Source organism: Serratia sp. C2(1) (assembly GCF_036352655.1).
Taxonomy (GTDB): domain Bacteria; phylum Pseudomonadota; class Gammaproteobacteria; order Enterobacterales; family Enterobacteriaceae; genus Serratia; species Serratia inhibens.
In genome coordinates this window covers 469123-489443 of record NZ_JAZFBA010000002.1, presented here as the reverse complement: position 1 = coordinate 489443, position 20321 = coordinate 469123, and the positions used below count along the sequence as shown (strand labels likewise).

Below are 20321 nucleotides of genomic sequence, written 5' to 3'. Positions count from 1 at the left end.
GGGCATTGACGCAGTGATTATCCTTCGTGCAGACCGCATTCGCGCTTGAGGCCGAAGAAACGGGTTTCTTCTTCGCTCATGCCCGGTTCCCATTTCTGCGTGGTGTGGGTATCCCCGACCGACAGATAGCCTTGCTCCCATAGCGGGTGGTAACTCAAGCCGTGATCGGTCAGGTACTGATAAATCTTGCGGTTATCCCAGTCGATAATCGGCAGAATTTTGAATACGCCGCGCTGCACCGCCAGCACTGGCAAGTTGGCACGGCTGCCGGATTGTTCGCGGCGCAGGCCGGCGAACCAGGTCTGCCCGCCGAGGGTCTCCAGCGCGCGGTTCATGGGTTCAACCTTGTTGATTTGGTTGTATTTCTCGATACCTTCAACGCCCTGCTCCCACAGTTTGCCATAGCGTGCCTCCTGCCAGGCAGGCGACTGCTCGGCACGGAACACCTGCAGGTTCAGCTTGAGCTTATCGACCAGTTGATCGATAAACTGGTAGGTTTCCGGGAACAGATAACCGGTGTCGGTGAGGATCACCGGGATATCCGGCTTGATCCGGGTGACCAGATGCAGACATACCGCCGCCTGAATGCCAAAGCTTGAAGAAAGCACAAACTCGCCGGGCAGATGTTCCAGCGCCCATTCCACACGTTGCTCGGCGGAAAGCGCTTCAAGTTGACCATTGACGGCCCCCAGCTTCAGCGCCTGTCCAGACTTGGGCAACGCATTCAGCGCCGCCAGATCGAATTCAGCCATGTTGCCTGCCTCCTGATTCTTGAATTCTACCGCGCTGTTTGGCCCCTTCGCCGAGGGGCCAAACAACGTCAGTCCCAGAAATCCTGTGCCGGATCCACTACCGGTCTGACAATGCCGGTGCGGATAGTGAAATCGCCAAAACCTTCGCCCGCAGTGCGCTCTTTCGCCCAGCGGCCAACCAGTTGGTCGATCTCCTTGAGGATTTCTTCTTCATTAATATTTTCACGGTACATGCGCGGAATGCGCGTGCCTTCGCGGTTGCCGCCCAGGTGCAGGTTATAACGGCCAATTGCCTTGCCCACCAGGCCCAATTCCGCCAGCAGCGCGCGGCCGCAGCCGTTCGGGCAGCCGGTGATGCGCAGCACGATGTGTTCGTCGCCCACGCCGTGCCGATGCATGATCCCTTCCACCTTGGTAACAAACTCCGGCAGAAAGCGTTCGGCCTCCGCCATCGCCAGCGGGCAGGTAGGATACGACACGCAGGCCATCGAGTTTTTACGCTGTTCGCTGATCCCATCGTCGATCAGACCATGATCGCGCGCCAGGGCTTCGATCTTCGCCTTCTCGCTTTCCGGCACGCCGGCAACGATCAGGTTCTGATTGGCGGTCAGGCGGAAATCCCCCTTGTGGATCCGGGCAATCTCGGCGATACCGGTTTTCAGCGGGCGGCCCGGATAGTCCAGCAGGCGGCCGTTTTCAATAAACAGCGTCAGGTGCCATTGATTATCAATGCCTTTGACCCAACCGATACGATCGCCACGGCCGGTGAATTCGTACGGACGAATAGGTTCAAAGGTAATGCCGGCGCGTTTTTCCACTTCGGCGCGGAAGACATCCACGCCGACGCGTTCCAATGTATATTTGGTTTTGGCGTTCTTGCGATCGGTGCGATTACCCCAGTCGCGCTGGGTGGTCACCACCGCTTCGGCTACCGCCAGCGTGTGTTCCAGCGGGATGTAACCGAACTCGCTGGCCTGACGCGCATAGGTTTTTTTGTTGCCGTGTTCAATCGACAGACCACCGCCCACCAGCAGGTTAAAGCCCACCAGCTTGCCGTTCTGAGCGATCGCCACAAAGTTCATGTCGTTGGCATGCAGATCGACGTCATTCTGTGGCGGGATCACCACCGTAGTCTTGAACTTGCGCGGCAGATAGGTGGCACCGAGGATCGGCTCTTCGTCGGTGGTCGCCACTTTTTCCTGATCCAGCCATACCTCCGCATAAGCGCGGGTGCGCGGCAGCAGATGCTCGGAAATTTTCTTCGCCCATTCGTAGGCTTCCTGATGCAGCTCGGATTCCACCGGGTTCGAGGTGCAAAGCACGTTGCGGTTCACGTCGTTGGCCGTAGCCAGCGCGTCCAACCCCAGACGGTTCAGTAATTGGTGCACCGGCTTGACGTTGCCTTTCACAATGCCGTGGAACTGGAAGGTCTGACGGTTGGTGATGCGAATGCTACCGTACAGCGTACTTTCCTGTGCGAACTTGTCGATGCCCAGCCACTGCTGCGGGGAAATAATCCCCCCCGGCAAACGGCAGCGCAGCATCATCGCATGACGCGGTTCCAGCTTCTGCTCGGCACGCTCGGCGCGGATATCACGGTCGTCCTGCTGGTACATGCCGTGGAAACGGATCAGCAAGAAGTTGTCGCCGTTGAAACCGCCGGTCAGGCCGTCCTTCAAGTCTTCGGCGATGGTACCGCGCAGGAAGTTGCTTTCTTTCTTCAAACGCTCGGCATCGGACAGTTTGCCTTCGACCACCAGAGGCCCCGGGTGTTTATCACTCATCAGTAAACATCTCGCTGATAACGGCGCTCAAGGCGCAGCTCGCTTAAAAATTCATCCGCCTGCTCGGTATCCATGCCACCGTGCTCGGCCACCAGTTCCAGTAATGTGTTTTCCACGTCTTTCGCCATGCGGTTCGCATCGCCACAGACGTAAATGTGCGCGCCTTCCTGAATCCAGCGCCACACTTCCGCGCCCTGTTCGCGCAGTTTGTCTTGTACGTAGACTTTATGTTGCTGGTCACGTGACCAGGCCAGATCAATGCGGGTCAGCAGACCCTCTTTGACATAGCGCTGCCATTCGACCTGATACAGGAAATCTTCGGTGAAGTGCGGGTTGCCGAAGAACAACCAGTTCTTGCCGCCGGCACCCTCGACCTCACGCTGTTGCATAAAGGCGCGGAACGGCGCGATACCGGTGCCAGGGCCAATCATGATCACCGGGGTTTCCGGGTTGGCCGGCAGGCGGAAGTTGTCGTTATGCTCAATGAAAACCCGTACGTCGCCATCTTCTTCCAGGCGATCGGCCAGGAAGCTGGAAGCCCCGCCGGCACGGGCGCGACCGTCGATGTCGTAGCGTACGACGCCAACGGTGACGTGCACTTCGTTTTCGGTCTCAGCCTGCGAGGAGGCGATGGAATACAGACGCGGCGTCAACGGGCGCAGCAGGCCGATCAACTGCTCGGCGCTAAGATCCGCCGGGGCCTGGCGCACCATGTCGACGATCGGCGTATTGTGCGCATAATGCTGCAACGCGGCTTTATCCGCCAACAGACCAATCAATTTTTCATCACGCGACAACGCGGCATATTTGTCGACAATCGGCGTGGTGTTTTGCGTCAGTTCGAAGTGGCTGCGCAACGCTTCTGCCAACGGCAGGGTTTTGCCTTCCACTGCTACCGGCTCGTCGCCTTTCAGCCACAGCAACTGAACCAGTTCGTCCACCAACGCGGGATCGTTATCGAACCATACGCCCAGTGCATCGCCCGGTTTGTAGCGCAGGCCGGAATCGCCCAGATCGATCTCGATGTGGCGTACGTCTTTATCGGAGCCGCGGCCGGTGATTTTTTGCTTCACAGCCAGTTGCGCGGTCAGCGGCTGTTCCTTGCTGTACGGGCTGCTGTCGAGCAGGTCAACCGCTCCACTAGCCAGCACGCCTGGTGCGGCGTTTTCCGCTGGCGCACGTGCTTTCAGCACCTCTACGACCTGCTTGCGCCAGGCCGTGGCCAGTTCCTGGTACTCCACATCGGCGTCAATGCGTTCCACCAGGCGTTCGGCGCCCAGTTCGGCCAGCTTGCCGTCGAAGTCTTTACCGGACTGACAGAAGTTCTCGTAAGACGTGTCCCCCAAACCGAAGACTGCGAACGCCGTCTCGGTGAGTTTGGGTGCTTTCTTCGAGAACAGGAATTTATGCAGCGCAACCGCCTCTTCCGCCGGCTCGCCCTCCCCCTGCGTGGAGGCGACGATCACCAGCAGGCGCTCTTGGGCAATCTGCTTGAATTTGTAGTCGCCGGCGTTCACCAGCGTGACGCTCAGCTTGGCGGCCAGCAGATCGTCGCGCAGCTGCTCCGCCAGGCGGCGCGCATTACCGGTCTGAGATGCAGAAATTATCGTGATGCTGGCGGCAGCGGGTGCAGCCGGCGTAATGGCTACGGCTCCAGGTTGTTGGTTAACCATTCCCCAGAAATAGCCTGACAGCCACGCCAGCTGCGTCGGTGAATATTCACCAATCGCCGCCTGCAGGCGCGCCAGCTGTTCGGGCGTCAGCGGGAGCAAAGATGTTGGAGGAGCCTGAGTCGTCATCGCAGTACTTATTTCCTTACTTATAGCCTATGAATTTCAAGCTGCAGCCAAGGGGCCAACTCGCTTACCTCAGTCGCTTACTTAGGTAAGTCACTGGGGTGAGCGAGCGCAGATAACAATGCTGCAGTTTGAAAGGCAACGGGTATGGCACCTATCCAGCCAGGTGCTCGCCAGTGTCAGTCGCTGTCTTTTCGTTCAGTTGGGTCCTGAAAAGATCAGGTGAGTTTGTAAGGTTACCGAGCACAATAGCAACGATTAAATAAGGGATAGCAATAAATAATAACCAAAATGACTAAGCGGTTTTTCTGGTAAGTGATAACGGTTAAAACGCTAAAGAGAGTTTTTTATCTTATTGAAAATAAATCCGTTTTTTTGACGATTCTTGAATGAATCGCATTTACCGCTGAGTACCCCATCCGATAGGTGCAACACGGACCAAACAAAAAAAGTGCTAACGCCGGTTAAAGGGCGTACCGGTAGACTAAAGCAGTATAAATGGCAAGCAGGCGCGCTTTCCGGTACTATGCGGCGGTTTTTGAGTCAATGAGGCCGTAATAATGGCAACCACGCTGTTTAAAGATTTTCAGTTTGAAGCCGCACACCGCTTGCCGCATGTGCCGGAGGGCCATAAATGCGGCCGTCTGCACGGGCATTCGTTTATGGTGCGTCTGGAAGTGACCGGTGAAGTGGATGCACACACCGGATGGGTGATGGATTTCGCCGAGCTTAAAGCCGTGTTCTCCCCGATCTGGGAGCGCTTGGATCACCATTATCTGAACGATATTCCAGGATTGGAAAATCCCACCAGCGAAGTGCTCGCCGCCTGGATTTGGCAACAGCTTAAACCCCAGCTGCCGGAACTGAGTGCGGTAATGGTCAAAGAAACCTGCAGCGCGGGATGCGTCTATAAAGGTTGATCTCCTTCATACTTGAAGTGGCATCGGTGTTGGCTGCGCTCACTCACCCGAATCACTGACCCATGTCAGCTCATCGGGCTTTGTTTGCTGGCCGCCTTGATGCCACTCCAATTATTTTGTAGATCGGGTTTAACCGTTCTTAAGCAATATTCAAATACTTATGCGTCTGCATCGACAAGCGCCAGTTGCGCGCAATGCAGGTTTCAATGCACAGGCGAGTCGCCTCTTCCTTTTGACTGATTGGCTGCAACGCGATAATCCGCGGCTTTTCGTCATGCAACGTCGCCAATAGCGCATCCAACGCTTCAATATCACGCTCGCGTCCAACCGGATGCTTCACCTCGTCCGCACGCTGCAAAGCCTGATCCAGCACCTTCATGCCGCCACGCATATTCACCTTGGGGGAAACCGTCACCCAGGTTTTCGCCGAACACCGGACCTCATGGGTACCGCTGGTTTCAATCTGGCAGCCATAGCCGTTGTCTTCCAGCAGCTGGGTCAGCGGGATCAAATCGTAAATACACGGCTCGCCGCCGGTGATCACCACGTGACGCGCGGTATAGCCTTGCTGACGGATAACCGCGAGCAGTTGTTCCGCACTGGCGCTGCCCCAGGCGTCGCTCTCTTCGGTTTTTACCAGGATCCGCTGCATATCCACTTCCCGATTGGCTTCCTTTTCCCAGGTATGTTTGGTATCGCACCAGCTACATCCTACCGGGCAGCCCTGCAGGCGGATAAAAATGGCCGGAACGCCGGTAAAAAAGCCTTCGCCCTGCAAGGTTTGGAACATTTCATTAATCGGGTACTGCATCGGTTTCTCAATCAGGATAGGAAAAAAGCGATTATCTCAGATTACGGCCCGGCAACCAAACCGGCTAAAGTGTATTAAATTTTATCTTTTAGCCATGGCCCAGCCTATCCCACCGCCTATCTGCTTCATTTATTACGTTTATCGGTGTCAGCCGCCACATTGGCGATGCATCCTGCGGCGTAAAAACAACATACAGATAACAAATCAGACAAATATATTTGACATAAACCGTCGCGGCGCAGATGTATATACAGGCAAGCACAAGTTGGGCATCAGTTCCGGCAGTGCATCCACCAACATCACATCTGCGTTTAGAGGGTGCCATGGCTCATTCCACCGAGTTGAATATTCAGCAGGCCATCGACGACAGCAAATTCTCGCTGTTTCATTGGACCTTAATCATTTTGGGATTCCTGATCCTTGCCATTGACGGCTTTGACACTGCGGCAATGGGTTATATCGCCCCTTCGGTCGCCAAAGATTGGGGAATTGTGAAACAGGATCTCGGTCCGGTGCTGAGCGCCGCGCTACTGGGATTGTCACTCGGCGCGCTGGTGGCCGGACCGATTTCCGATCGTATCGGCCGCAAGCGAGTGCTGGTGTTTTCGTGCCTGTTCTTCGGCCTGTCCAGCCTGGCCACCGCCTATGCCGGCTCGCTCAACAGCCTGACGCTGTGGCGCTTTTTGACCGGGCTGGGCCTGGGCGCGGCGATGCCGAACGCCATCACGCTCATTTCCGAATATGCGCCGCAGCGCTGCCGTTCGATGGCGATTAATACCATGTACTGCGGTTTCCCGCTGGGTGCCGCCGGTGGTGGCGCCATCTCATCGTGGCTGATCCCGGCCTATGGCTGGCACAGCGTGCTGCTGCTGGGGGCGATCGCCCCGCTGATCCTGACGGTATTGCTGATCCTGTTCCTGCCGGAATCGGTGAAGTACATGGTGAACCGCGGCAAGGACGCGATGAAAATCAGACGCATCGCCCAGCGCTTCGTCAGCCAAAATATTGATAACGTCACGCGTTTCTATCTGTATGAAGAGAAGCTTGCGCAGTCAAAAACCAGCGTCGGCCTGCTGTTCACCCGTCCCTATCTGGCCGGCACGCTGATGCTGTGGCTGACCTACTTCATGGGGCTGGTGATTTATTACGTGCTGCTGAGCTGGATGCCGATCCTGATGCAGGGGCTGGGTTATCAGCTTGAACAGTCGGCCATTCTGACCTCGCTGTTTACCTTTGGCGGCACCCTCGGCATTCTGATGGCCGGCTGGCTGATGGACCGCTGGAACGCCCATAAAGTGGTGTCGAGCGGTTTTGTCATTACCGCCCTGCTGATTGTGGCGATGGCGACCGAGGACAGCCACATCGTGCTGCTGGGGACCTTTATCTTCCTGATGGGCATCACCATGAACGGCGCGCAGTCGGGCCTGCAAACGCTGGCCGCCACCTTTTACCCCACCCACAGTCGCGCCACCGGTATCGCCTGGATGCAGGGCATAGGTCGCTTTGGGGGCGTAGCGGGCACCATGATGGGCGCACAATTGCTGGCCATGCACTGGGAAGTGCAAAGTATCCTGATGTTCCTGTGCGTACCGGCGCTGATCGCCGCCATCGCTACGGTCTTCAAAATGACCCGAAAAGCGGTGCTGCAACCGGCAGCCTAAGGCTAACGCCCCCTTGAAGGGATACCTTCCTGTGTCCCGTCATGGCGGGCGTTTTGCCGTCAGCGATATGATTTTTTTATCACCGCCGCCAACTTGTAATGGACATGTAAAATTATTGTGATTTAACGCTCAAAAATGACCCATTTTTAATTCATTTTTGTTGAATAGCTCACTGTTCTCCTGCGCCAACCTAATGACTCTGGCACCCAAAACAAAATCATCTATTTGATAATAAACAAAAATAACTTTCTCTTATGCCATTTAAGGCATTCACTGGTCAGTGTTGCATATGCTTGTACATACAAGTATATGTTAATAAACCCTACGCATAGTTATGACGTGGTGATTGACCCCACCGCGTTATGGAATCTGCACCGATACTGTTTGAGGAAAATGCTGTGACTGCAAATAACAAAGTTCGCCATGTCGATGTACGCGCGCCACGCGGCACACAATTAAATGCAAAAAGCTGGCTGACCGAAGCGCCGCTGCGCATGCTGATGAACAACCTCGATCCTGAAGTAGCGGAAAACCCGCATGAACTGGTGGTGTACGGCGGTATTGGCCGCGCTGCGCGTGACTGGGATTGCTACGACAAAATTGTCGCCACCCTGAAAACGCTGGAAGACGACGAAACGCTGCTGGTGCAATCCGGCAAGCCGGTCGGCGTATTTAAAACCCACAGCAACGCGCCGCGCGTCCTGATCGCCAACTCTAACCTGGTGCCGCATTGGGCCACTTGGGAACACTTTAACGAACTGGATGCCAAAGGCCTGGCCATGTACGGCCAGATGACCGCCGGCAGCTGGATCTACATCGGCAGCCAGGGCATCGTGCAGGGGACTTACGAGACCTTCGTGGAAGCCGGCCGCCAGCATTACGACGGCAGCCTGAAAGGCCGCTGGGTCCTGACTGCCGGTCTGGGCGGCATGGGCGGCGCTCAGCCGCTGGCTGCCACGCTGGCCGGTGCCAGCTCGCTGAACATCGAATGCCAGCAGAGCCGCATCGATTTCCGTCTGAAAACCCGCTACGTCGATGAACAGGCCAAGGATCTGGACGACGCGCTGGCGCGCCTCAAGAAATACACCGCCGAAGGCAAAGCCATCTCTATCGCCCTGTGCGGCAACGCGGCGGATATCCTGCCGGAACTGGTGCGCCGTGGCGTGCGTCCTGACATGGTCACCGACCAGACCAGCGCTCATGACCCGCTGAACGGCTACCTGCCGAAGGGCTGGAGCTGGGAAGAATACCGCCAGCGCGCACAGACCGAGCCTGCGCAGGTGGTCATCGCCGCCAAGCAGTCGATGGCCGAACACGTGGAAGCCATGCTGGCCTTCCAGAAGATGGGCGTGCCGACCTTCGACTACGGCAACAACATCCGCCAGATGGCGAAAGAAATGGGCGTCAGCAACGCCTTCGACTTCCCGGGCTTCGTGCCGGCCTATATTCGCCCGCTGTTCTGCCGCGGCGTAGGCCCGTTCCGCTGGGCTGCACTGTCCGGCGATCCGCAGGACATTTACAAAACCGACGCTAAAGTTAAAGAGTTGATCCCGGATGACGAGCACCTGCACCACTGGCTGGATATGGCGCGCGAGCGCATCAGCTTCCAGGGGCTGCCGGCGCGTATCTGCTGGGTCGGTCTGGGCCAGCGCGCCAAGCTGGGCCTGGCGTTCAACGAGATGGTACGCAGCGGTGAACTGTCTGCGCCGATCGTGATTGGCCGCGACCACCTGGACTCCGGCTCGGTCTCCAGCCCGAACCGCGAAACCGAATCGATGAAAGACGGTTCAGACGCCGTATCCGACTGGCCGCTGCTCAACGCCCTGCTGAATACCGCCAGCGGCGCGACCTGGGTTTCTTTGCACCACGGCGGTGGCGTCGGCATGGGCTTCTCGCAGCATTCCGGCATGGTCATCGTTTGCGACGGCACCGATGAAGCCGCCGAGCGTATCGCCCGCGTGTTGCATAACGATCCGGCGACCGGCGTCATGCGTCATGCCGATGCCGGTTACGATATCGCCATCGAATGCGCCCGCGAGCAGGGTCTTAACCTGCCGATGGTCGCCGCCACCCAAGGAGGCAAAGCATGAAAGCGCTGACTATTCGCCCAGGCCAACTGACACTGGCGCAACTGCGTGAGGTGTATCAACATCCGGTTAGCCTTCAGCTTGACGACAGCGCCTATGCCGCCATTCAGCAGAGCGTCGCCTGCGTAGAGCGCATCGTTGAAGAAAACCGCACCACTTACGGCATCAATACCGGTTTCGGCCTGCTGGCCTCCACCCGCATCGCCCGTGAAGATCTGGAAAACCTGCAGCGTTCGATCGTGCTGTCCCACGCCGCCGGCGTAGGTGCCCCGACCGACGACAACCTGGTGCGCCTGATCATGGTGCTGAAAATCAACAGCCTGTCGCGCGGCTTCTCCGGCATCCGTCTGGAAGTGATCCAGGCACTGATGGCGCTGGTGAATGCAGAAGTTTATCCGCACATACCACTGAAAGGCTCCGTTGGCGCCTCCGGTGACCTGGCGCCGCTGGCTCACATGAGCCTGGTGCTGCTGGGTGAAGGCAAGGCCCGTTATCAGGGCGAATGGCTACCTGCCACCGAGGCGCTGGCCAAAGCGGGCCTGAAGCCGCTGACGCTGGCCGCCAAAGAAGGTCTGGCGCTGCTGAACGGCACCCAGGTTTCCGCCGCCTTTGCCCTGCGCGGCCTGTTCGACGCGGAAGATCTGTACGCTGCGGCTACGGTCACCGGCAGCCTGACGGTGGAAGCCGCTCTGGGTTCACGCAGCCCATTTGACGCGCGTATCCATGCGGTGCGCGGCCAGCGTGGCCAGATCGACGCCGCCGCCGCCTACCGCCACCTGCTCGGCGAACGCAGCGAAGTGTCCGATTCGCACCGCAACTGCGAGAAAGTGCAGGATCCTTACTCCCTGCGCTGCCAGCCGCAGGTCATGGGCGCCTGCCTGACGCAGATCCGCCAGGCCAGCGAAGTGCTGGAGATCGAAGCCAACGCGGTATCCGACAATCCGCTGGTGTTCGCCGAGCAGGGCGATGTGCTGTCCGGCGGTAACTTCCATGCAGAACCGGTAGCCATGGCCGCCGACAACCTGGCGCTGGCGTTTGCCGAAATCGGCTCGCTGTCCGAGCGCCGTATCTCGCTGATGATGGATAAACACATGTCGCAGTTGCCGCCATTCCTGGTGGACAACGGCGGGGTGAACTCCGGCTTTATGATCGCCCAGGTGACCGCCGCGGCGCTGACCAGCGAGAACAAGGCTCTGGCCCACCCGGCCAGCGTCGACAGTATCCCGACCTCCGCCAACCAGGAAGACCATGTCTCCATGGCACCGGCCGCAGGCCGCCGCCTGTGGGAAATGGCGGATAACGTGCGCGGCATTTTAGCCGTCGAGTGGCTGGCCGCCTGTCAGGGGCTGGATCTGCGCAAGGGCCTGAAAACGTCGGAAGCCCTGGAGCAGGCGCGCCGCACGCTGCGTGAACACGTCAGTTACTACGACAAGGATCGTTTCTTCGCCCCCGACATTGAAGCCGCCAGCCTGCTGTTGGCGGCCGGTCATCTGACATCGCTGATGCCAGCAGCGCTGCTGCCTAGCCAGGCATAAATAAAACCTACCACGCAGTTTGTTCTGTCCCACCGGGTGCCTTCCACCCGGTGCGGATAGCGCGTGCCTGTTCGGCAATAAAAACTCAACGGGAAGCAACATGCGTAACGAAACAACTCAACTCAGACGCGGATTAAACGCGCGGCATATCCGCTTTATGGCACTCGGCTCGGCCATAGGTACCGGCCTGTTCTACGGCTCCGCCGGGGCGATCCAACTGGCCGGCCCAGCCGTGCTGCTGGCTTATCTGGTCGGCGGCGCAGCGGTGTTTATGGTGATGCGCGCGCTGGGTGAAATGGCGGTGCATCAACCGGTTTCCGGTTCGTTCGGCCACTACGCCAGCCACTATCTTGGCCCGCTGGCCGGTTTCCTCACCGGCTGGACCTATACCTTCGAAATGGTGATCGTCGCTCTGGCGGACGTCACCGCCTTCGGCATCTATATGGGGCTGTGGTTCCCGGACGTCGCCCAGTGGGTGTGGGTGCTCAGCATTATCATGTTTATCGGCGCGCTCAACCTGTGCAGCGTGAAAGTGTTCGGCGAAATGGAATTCTGGCTGTCGCTGATCAAGGTCGCGGCTATCGTGGCGATGATCGTCGGCGGCGCGGCGGTGATGCTGTTTGGTTTCGGCCAGGCCCAGCATGCCACCGGCTTTAGCAATCTGTGGCAGCACGGCGGCTTTATGCCTAACGGCATCGGCGGCGTGATCGCCTCGTTGGCGGTAGTGATGTTCGCCTTCGGCGGCATCGAGATCATCGGCATCACCGCCAGCGAGGCGAAAGACCCGGCGAAGGTGCTGCCGAAAGCGATCAATGCGGTGCCAGTACGCATCCTGCTGTTTTATGTACTGACGCTGCTGGTGCTGATGGCCATCTATCCGTGGAACAGCATCGGCCAGAACGGTAGCCCGTTTGTGGAGATCTTCAGCAATCTGGGTATCAGCTCCGCCGCCAATGTATTGAACGTGGTGGTGATCACCGCCGCCATTTCCGCCATCAACAGCGACATCTTCGGCGCCGGCCGCATGATGTACGGCATGGCGCAGGATGGTCAGGCACCGAGAAGCTTCTCCAAACTGACCGCCAACGGCGTGCCCTGGATGACGGTACTGGTGATGTCTGTCGCCCTGCTGCTGGGCGTGGTGCTTAACTACCTGATGCCAAAACAGGTGTTTATGATCATCGCCTCCATCGCCACCTTCGCGACCGTCTGGGTGTGGCTGATGATCCTGCTGTCGCAGGCAGCCATGCGCCGTACGCTGACGCCGCAGGAAGTCAGCAAACTGAGTTTCCCGGTTCCCTGGTGGCCGATAGCGCCGGCGCTGGCGACGGTATTTATGCTGTTCGTCATCGGTCTGCTCGGTTACTTCGAGGATAGCCGGATCGCCCTGTACGTCGGGCTGGTGTGGGTCGCTTTCCTTACCCTGGCATACTGGTTGTGGGTACGTAAAAAAGGCGGGGGTTCCCCCGTCACAAGCTCGCCTCAGTATTAACGCTCAAACCCGCCACAGGCGGGTTTTTTATTACACCTGCGCCAGCGCCTGTTCGATATCGGCGCGCAAATCTTCTATGTCTTCCAGGCCCGCCGACAGGCGAATCAATCCATCGCTGATATGATGGCGCTGCCGCTCTTCAGCGCTGTAGGCCGAATGGGTCATGCTGGCCGGGTGTTGCGCCAGGCTTTCACAGTCGCCCAGACTGACCGCTCGCAGTATCAACCGCAGCGCATTGAGGAAGCGAATGCCCGCCGCCATACCCCCCTTAAGCTCGAACGCCAGCATACCGCCCGGCCGCGCCATTTGTCGCTGCGCCAATGCGTACTGCGGGAAGGTTTCGAGGCCGGGATAGTCAACCCGCTCCACCGCCGGATGCTGCGCCAGCATCTCCGCCAGCCGCTCGGCGTTGTCGCAGTGGCGCTCCATGCGAAGCGGTAGCGTCTTCAGGCCACGCAGCAACAGTGCAGCATCCTGTGCCGACAGTACCGCGCCGTTCATATCCTTCAGTCCCACCAGCCGGATCGTCTGCGCCAAATCCTGAGTGGTCACCACCAGTCCGGCCAGCAAATCCCCGTGGCCACCGATATATTTGGTGGCGGAATGCACCACGATGTCAGCCCCGAGCGCCAACGGCTGTTGCAGATAGGGAGTGCAATACGTGTTATCCACCAGCAGCAGTGCCTGCTGCCGATGAGTCACCTCCGCCACGGCAGCAATATCGATCAACCGCATATTGGGGTTGGCCGGCGTTTCGCAGTACACCAAACGGGTACGTGGACTTATGACTGCGGCCAGTTTTTCCGGCTGCGTCAGATCGACGTGCGTGATCTTGACGCCAAAACGCGCCAGACCCTGATGAAAATAGCTGAAGGTGCAGCCATAAATGGTTTCATCGACGATCAGCTCATCTCCCGGCGCCAACAGCGTCCAGCAACAGGCGGTTATCGCCCCCATGCCGGAAGAAAACGCCACCGCCGCCTCACCGCCCTCCAGGTTGGCTATCCGCTGTTCCAGCAGATTTAGCGTCGGGTTGGCGATGCGGGAATAAAAATAGCCCGGCTCACTGCCGGCAAAACAGGCACCGCCGTATTCCGCCGTGGGAAAGGTAAAGGTCGAACTCATAAAGACCGGCGGACAAAGCGCCCCCAGATATTGCCGAGGATCGTAGCCGTGATGGATCGCACGTGTGGCAAAGGCGTGCCGGATAGTGACAGACATAACAACTCCTTACCTGATTGAGTAAAACAATTCCCGTCATTCCGCAGTGGCGTCAGGCGGCAACGTGCCGGTACGTATGCGCCCGCCGATGATTTGCAAGGTACGCAGCACCAACATCAGGCCCAATAACGTATCCGGCTGGCGCAATAAGGCATACAGCGAACGAAAATTGGCAGGCGGCGGATCCAGCTGCAGTTCCGTGTGCGCCATCCGCAGCGCCATGCCGCCTTCCCATCCTGCAGCTACTACACCTTCAAATAGGCCGGCCAGCTTTTCCACCAGCGCGTTATCCGCGATATCCACCCCATCGGACAGCAACGACAGCAAATCGACCACGTTATCGAGCCGCCCACCGGCCAACAGCGGTTCCAGTTTCTCCAGCAATGCCGCCAGAGATTCATGTTCAGGTGAGTTCATCAGTGGCCCTCGTTATATCAACCCGCGTACCGTCGCCCAATAGAGCCCACGGTTAAACCCGTTGCGCAGCATACCGCCCACCTTGGTCGGCGGCGTCGGCAGCACATCGTGTCGGTAGTCATAAACCAGCGGCATACCCGCATGCAGCCCCATCTGGGCGATCGCCTGCACCTTGCCGTCGTAGTGGCTGACGGTCTGGCCCAACCTCAGTTCAGCCACAATGTTATCGGCAATCACCGGCGCCTGATTGTGGCAGGAGCCGCCGGCCTTGCTGACCGGCAGATCCACGGTATCGCCAATCACATAAACCCCCTGCTGGCCGTACACCTGCAGCGTCTGGTGATCGGTCGGCAGCCAGCCTTCTCCATTTTTAATATCGCTCAGCCCGGTATTGCGTACCGCTTCGACCGCACGGATCGGCGGCGTAGCCATCAGTATGTCGAACGGCTGCTCCTCGCCTTCGGCGGAATACGCTATTTTCCGTCGCTCGTCCACCCTGCTGAGGGTAAAGCCACGCTGATGGCCGATATCGCGTGCCGCAAATATGGCAGGCAGCGCTTCGCCGGTAGGGCGCTGCAGGAACAGGCAATTACGCAGTAACTGGGAAATTGTCGGATAGGTATAAACGATTTCTACCGCCTTGCGCACGCCGCGCCGCCGCAGGTAATCATCCAGCATCAGTGTGGTTTCTATCGGCGCAATGCCGCATTGATGCGGCACGTTGGGCGTTTCAGGGAAGGAAACGGTAATAAAAATGCGGCCTTTTTCGATCGTCGCCAGCTTTTGCGCCAACTGCCGGGCAGCCTGATACTGATAGAAGTGATCCCCCGCCGGTGCCAACCCCTCGATACGCTCAGGCCAAGGCACGCAACCGGTAGCAAACACCAGAAAATCGTAGGCATACTGTTTGCCGCTACGGGTATGGATCAGCCGCTGGGATAAATCGAACCGCTCCGCTTTATCGACAACAAACTTAATTTCCGGGCTCAGCAAACTTTGTTGCGGACGCATTAACTCCTGTTTAAAAAAAGCGTTAAATGCCACGTACATAAATGCCGGTTTATAATAATGAATCGGAGAGTCCGAAATCATTAATAACTCAACTTTATTATTTAATATTTCCCGGTGCAATTTAGTGGCCAGTAAATTGGCCAATATCGTCCCACCGGTTCCTCCGCCGACAATCACAATCCTGTTCCGCATCAAGCCCTCACCCAGCCGCCCATAGGGCAGCGATTTTGTAGGAAACTCAAAGAGGCAGGACAGCGGGTAATAGCTCTGCCTTACAGGCAGTCTAGTAACTAAAAGATATAAAGCAATGAAAAATGTAATTTATAAAAAGGAAATTTATTATTATAATTAAATTATAGAGTTAAAATCCGCCATTAAAATATTAATTCAATACCAATAAATAACATACTATAACTCCCGTAAATAATGAGTATTGAAAAATAGCGATAAAAAAACCCGCCGCAGCGGGTTTTTATTTAGCAACGAACCAAGCCGTTATTACTGACCTTTAACTTCTTTCAGGCCGTTGAACGGTGCGCGGTCGCCCAGCGCTTCTTCGATACGGATCAGTTGGTTGTATTTGGCAACGCGGTCAGAACGGCTCATGGAACCGGTTTTGATCTGGCCAGCCGCAGTACCTACCGCCAGGTCGGCGATGGTTGCATCTTCGGTTTCACCTGAACGGTGAGAGATCACCGCGGTGTAGCCTGCGTCTTTCGCCATCTTGATAGCAGCCAGAGTTTCGGTCAGAGAACCGATCTGGTTGAATTTGATCAGGATGGAGTTAGCGATGCCTTTATCGATACCTTCTTTCAGGATCTTGGTGTTGGTAACGAACAGGTCGTCGCCCACCAGCTGGATTTTGTCGCCCAGCACTTTGGTCTGGTATGCGAAACCAGCCCAGTCAGATTCGTCCAGACCATCTTCGATAGACACGATTGGGTACTGTTTGGTCAGGTCTTCCAGGAAGTGAGTGAACTCTTCGGAAGTGAAGGCTTTGTTGCCTTCGCCGGCCAGAACGTATTTACCGTCTTTGTAGAACTCGGAAGCTGCACAGTCCATCGCCAGGGTCACGTCTTTGCCCAGCACGTAACCTGCCGCTTTTACCGCTTCTGCGATAACAGCCAGCGCTTCGGCGTTAGAACCCAGGTTTGGCGCGTAGCCGCCTTCGTCACCGACCGCGGTGCTCATGCCTTTGGCCTTCAGCACTTTCGCCAGGTGATGGAACACTTCAGAACCGATGCGAACGGCTTCTTTCAGGGTCTTCGCGCCAACCGGCTGAATCATGAATTCCTGAATGTCGACGTTGTTGTCAGCGTGCTCGCCGCCATTGATGATGTTCATCATAGGCAGTGGCATAGAGAATTTGCCTGGGGTGCCGTTCAGTTCAGCGATGTGCTCATACAGCGGCATGCCTTTGGAGGCAGCAGCCGCTTTGGCAGTAGCCAGGGAAACCGCCAGAATGGCGTTTGCACCGAATTGAGATTTGTTTTCAGTGCCGTCCAGGTCGATCATGATCTTGTCGATGTTAGCCTGGTCTTTGGCATCTTTACCCAGTACTGCCTGAGCAATCGGGCCGTTTACTGCAGCAACGGCTTTCAGTACGCCTTTACCCAGGAAACGAGACTTGTCACCGTCACGCAGTTCCAGTGCTTCACGGGAACCGGTAGAAGCACCTGACGGCGCAGCAGCCAGACCTACGAAACCGCCTTCCAGATGCACTTCGGCTTCAACGGTCGGGTTACCGCGGGAGTCGATGATTTCACGACCGATGACTTTAACGATTTTGGACATTAGGTTTTCCTCAGTACAAGTTAAACTAAAACTCCAGACAAACAACGCGCGGTTCTCACCGCGCGCCGCTTACCAAATATTTTATTTCACCTGGCGCTTCTGGTGCTCGCCGGCGGCCTTCACGAAACCGGCGAACAACGGATGACCATCACGCGGCGTTGAAGTAAATTCCGGGTGGAACTGACAAGCTACAAACCACGGGTGATTCGGCAGTTCAATAATCTCAACCAGCTTGTTGTCTGCAGAACGGCCGGCAACACGCAGCCCGGCGGCTTCGATCTGCTTCAACAGCATGTTGTTGACTTCATAACGGTGGCGATGACGTTCAACAATGGTCGGTTCGCCATACATCTGGCGCACCAGGCTATTGTCGGTCAGGTGGCATTGCTGGCCACCGACACGCATCGTGCCGCCCAAATCGCTTTCTTCAGTGCGCACTTCAACGTTGCCGTCTTCGTCACGCCATTCGGTGATCAACGCGACTACCGGGTACTTGCAGTCTGGCACAAACTCGGTTGAGTTGGCGTTCTCCATACCCGCTACGTTGCGGGCGAACTCCATCAGCGCCACCTGCATACCCAGGCAGATACCCAGATAAGGGATGTTGTTTTCACGCGCATAACGCGCGGTCATCACCTTGCCTTCTACACCACGGTAGCCAAAGCCGCCTGGGATCAGAATCGCGTCCAGACCTTTCAGCACTTCCACACCGCGGGTTTCGACATCCTGCGAGTCGATCAGCTTGATGTTCACGGTCAGACGATTTTTCAGGCCACCGTGTTTCAAAGCTTCAATCACCGACTTATACGCATCCGGCAGTTCGACATATTTGCCCACCATACCGATGGTCACTTCGCCGCCCGGATTGGCTTCTTCGGAAATCACCTGTTCCCATTCGATCAGGTTAGCTTCCGGTGCGTTGAGGCTGAATCGTTTACAAATATAGTCGTCCAGGCCCTGAGATTTCAAGAGGCCTGGGATTTTATAAATGGAATCAACGTCTTTCAGGGAGATAACCGCTTTTTCCGGCACGTTGCAGAAAAGTGCGATTTTCGCACGTTCGTTAGCAGGAACGGTGCGATCAGAACGGCAAATCAGCACATCAGGCTGAATACCGATAGAAAGCAGCTCTTTTACGGAATGTTGGGTAGGTTTGGTTTTCACTTCACCGGCGGCGGCCAGGTACGGCACCAGCGTCAGGTGCATGTACAGGGTGTGCTCACGGCCCACTTCGACCGCCATCTGGCGGATGGCTTCCAGGAACGGCAGCGATTCGATATCGCCGACGGTACCGCCGACTTCCACCAATACCACGTCGTGGCCTTCGCCGCCTTCGAGGATGCGCTCTTTGATCGCGTTGGTGATGTGCGGGATAACCTGTACGGTGGCGCCCAGGTAGTCGCCACGGCGTTCTTTACGCAGAACGTCGGAGTAAATGCGACCCGTGGTGAAGTTGTTGCGGCGCGACATTTTAGTGCGGATGAAGCGCTCGTAGTGGCCCAAATCCAGATCGGTTTCTGCCCCGTCTTCGGTGACGAAAACTTCCCCATGCTGAATCGGGCTCATGGTGCCCGGATCCACGTTGATGTACGGGTCCAGTTTCATGATGGTAACGTTGAGGCCACGGGCTTCAAGAATAGCCGCCAGAGAGGCTGCGGCAATGCCTTTACCCAGAGAGGATACGACCCCGCCGGTCACAAAAATATAATTAGTTGTCATGCTGAACCTGAGAGTTTAGGTTTAAAGACGATGGAAGTACCAAGACGGGAAAGTAGTATACCCGAACCTCTCCAGACCTACAAACGATCGTTTTGCTGTCCATCATCTCTGTCACCACCGGGAGTTCATCAGGGTTTAATCCGTCGGCACCTTGCCCACTGCCTTTTAAAAACAATGAGTTAGCATGTAAAATTTTCTTTTACCGCCCTTTCATGGCAATAAAACGCCTTAAATTTCAGTTTGTTGGCATTTTCTTGCCGTTCTCTCGTCGTTCAGCAAACCATGGCTCTCAGCTTAACCGTTTCAGCTTAAGCGAACCTTGTCGCCGATCAACATTGCGACCCACATCGAACAACTTTAGGACAACGCCGCCCGGGATTAGTTTTCCCGACGTTTAACCTGTTGCCAGGCCTCTTCCATCTGCTCCAGCGTAGCCTCTTCCATCTGCTCCAGCGTAGCCTCTTCCATCTGCAACCCGCGCTGTTTGACAATCTCTTCCACCTGCCGGAAACGGCGTTCGAACTTGCGGTTGGCCGCCTGCAGCGCGTTTTCCGCCTTGTGCCCGAGATGGCGCGATAAATTTACCGTAGCGAACAGCAGATCGCCAATTTCCTCTTCCAGCTTCTGTTCATCGACCACCGCTTGCCTGGCTTCGTGCATGACTTCGTCGATCTCTTCGTACACTTTGTCCAGTACCGGCCCCAGGGTATGCCAGTCGAAGCCGACCGAGGCGCAACGCTTCTGGATTTTGTGCGCCTTCATCAGCGCCGGTAATGCCTGCGGGATATCGTCCAACACCGAATGCAGCTCTTTTTCGGCGCGCTCGCCGGCCTTCAACTGCTCCCAACGCGCCGCAACGGCTTCGCTGTCTGTTGCATCGGCATCGCCGAAAATATGCGGGTGGCGGCGTTCCAGCTTATCGCTGATGGCGTTACACACTTCATCGAAGTCGAACAGCCCCTGCTCCTGGCCCATCTGAGCGTAAAACACCACCTGGAACAGCAGATCGCCCAACTCATCGCGCAGATCGGCGTAGTCCTGACGCTCGATGGCGTCCAGCACTTCGTAGGTTTCTTCCAGCGTGTAGGGCGCGATGGTGGCGAAGGTTTGCTTGCGATCCCACGGGCAACCGGCTTGCGGATCGCGCAGCGTTTTCATGATGTTCAGTAAGCGTTGCAGCGGAAAAGAGGGGGTCATATTGGCATCTCTGACAAAAGGACGGGCACGGATTATTATGCCCTATAGTATGAATACCCACTGGATTTCGAGTCGCATTCAGGCGGCAAGAACGCCAATCCCCCGGAGCTTGCAGGGATGAACG

At 56.8% G+C, this 20321-nt stretch carries 15 protein-coding genes; 5 read left to right on the top strand and 10 right to left on the bottom strand.

The annotated features are described in order from the left end of the window. Window positions 1–17: 17 nt before the first annotated feature. From V2S86_RS17790 to cysJ, 3 genes are all read right to left on the bottom strand, one after another. On the bottom strand, window positions 18–752 hold the full coding sequence (locus tag V2S86_RS17790; protein WP_212558548.1) for a phosphoadenylyl-sulfate reductase: 735 nt from the start codon (window positions 750–752) through the stop codon (window positions 18–20). A gap of 68 nt (window positions 753–820) precedes the next feature. Then, on the bottom strand, window positions 821–2536 hold the full coding sequence (cysI, locus tag V2S86_RS17785) for an assimilatory sulfite reductase (NADPH) hemoprotein subunit (protein WP_330763519.1): 1716 nt from the start codon (window positions 2534–2536) through the stop codon (window positions 821–823). Continuing rightward, a complete protein-coding gene (cysJ, locus tag V2S86_RS17780) occupies window positions 2536–4335 on the bottom strand; it encodes an NADPH-dependent assimilatory sulfite reductase flavoprotein subunit (RefSeq protein WP_330763518.1) in 1800 nt (599 codons plus the stop codon). The genes cysI and cysJ overlap by 1 nt, the downstream gene beginning before the upstream one ends. A gap of 557 nt (window positions 4336–4892) precedes the next feature. Here cysJ and queD point away from each other — a divergent pair. Beyond that, window positions 4893–5252: a 6-carboxytetrahydropterin synthase QueD gene (queD, locus tag V2S86_RS17775; protein ID WP_004950240.1), complete on the top strand. Its 360-nt coding sequence runs from the start codon at window positions 4893–4895 to the stop codon at window positions 5250–5252. Window positions 5253–5391: 139 nt separating this feature from the next. Here the strand turns inward: queD and queE are convergent, their stop codons facing one another. Continuing rightward, the gene (gene queE / locus V2S86_RS17770) at window positions 5392–6063 is read right to left on the bottom strand and encodes a 7-carboxy-7-deazaguanine synthase QueE (RefSeq protein ID WP_330763517.1); all 672 of its coding nucleotides are present in this window, start codon (window positions 6061–6063) and stop codon (window positions 5392–5394) included. A 323-nt stretch (window positions 6064–6386) separates the two neighbouring features. Between queE and V2S86_RS17765 the strand changes: the two genes are divergently transcribed. From V2S86_RS17765 to V2S86_RS17750, 4 genes are all read left to right on the top strand, one after another. Next, a complete protein-coding gene (locus tag V2S86_RS17765) occupies window positions 6387–7724 on the top strand; it encodes an MFS transporter (RefSeq protein ID WP_330763516.1) in 1338 nt (445 codons plus the stop codon). A 398-nt stretch (window positions 7725–8122) separates the two neighbouring features. Continuing rightward, window positions 8123–9814, top strand: coding sequence for a urocanate hydratase (gene hutU / locus V2S86_RS17760; RefSeq protein WP_006317681.1), 1692 nt, complete (start codon window positions 8123–8125; stop codon window positions 9812–9814). Next, a complete protein-coding gene (hutH, locus tag V2S86_RS17755) occupies window positions 9811–11346 on the top strand; it encodes a histidine ammonia-lyase (RefSeq protein ID WP_330763515.1) in 1536 nt (511 codons plus the stop codon). The genes hutU and hutH overlap by 4 nt, the downstream gene beginning before the upstream one ends. 100 nt (window positions 11347–11446) lie before the next feature. After that, window positions 11447–12838, top strand: a complete 1392-nt coding sequence (locus V2S86_RS17750; RefSeq protein WP_330763514.1) for an amino acid permease — start codon at window positions 11447–11449, stop codon at window positions 12836–12838. A gap of 30 nt (window positions 12839–12868) precedes the next feature. On the opposite strand, the gene V2S86_RS17745 is transcribed toward V2S86_RS17750, so the two are convergent. The 6 genes from V2S86_RS17745 to mazG form a co-directional block, all read right to left on the bottom strand. Continuing rightward, window positions 12869–14059, bottom strand: coding sequence for a methionine gamma-lyase (locus V2S86_RS17745; RefSeq protein ID WP_330763513.1), 1191 nt, complete (start codon window positions 14057–14059; stop codon window positions 12869–12871). Between the two features lie 36 nt (window positions 14060–14095). Then, on the bottom strand, window positions 14096–14476 hold the full coding sequence (locus V2S86_RS17740) for a hypothetical protein (RefSeq protein ID WP_330763512.1): 381 nt from the start codon (window positions 14474–14476) through the stop codon (window positions 14096–14098). Between the two features lie 12 nt (window positions 14477–14488). Then, entirely contained in the window at window positions 14489–15679 is a 1191-nt protein-coding gene (locus tag V2S86_RS17735) for an NAD(P)/FAD-dependent oxidoreductase (RefSeq protein ID WP_330763511.1), read from the bottom strand. Between the two features lie 306 nt (window positions 15680–15985). Continuing rightward, window positions 15986–17281, bottom strand: a complete 1296-nt coding sequence (gene eno / locus V2S86_RS17730) for a phosphopyruvate hydratase (RefSeq protein ID WP_330763510.1) — start codon at window positions 17279–17281, stop codon at window positions 15986–15988. An 81-nt stretch (window positions 17282–17362) separates the two neighbouring features. Continuing rightward, on the bottom strand, window positions 17363–19000 hold the full coding sequence (gene pyrG / locus V2S86_RS17725; RefSeq protein ID WP_212558536.1) for a glutamine hydrolyzing CTP synthase: 1638 nt from the start codon (window positions 18998–19000) through the stop codon (window positions 17363–17365). A 378-nt stretch (window positions 19001–19378) separates the two neighbouring features. After that, window positions 19379–20197: a nucleoside triphosphate pyrophosphohydrolase gene (gene mazG, locus V2S86_RS17720; protein WP_330763509.1), complete on the bottom strand. Its 819-nt coding sequence runs from the start codon at window positions 20195–20197 to the stop codon at window positions 19379–19381. Window positions 20198–20321: the final 124 nt, after the last annotated feature.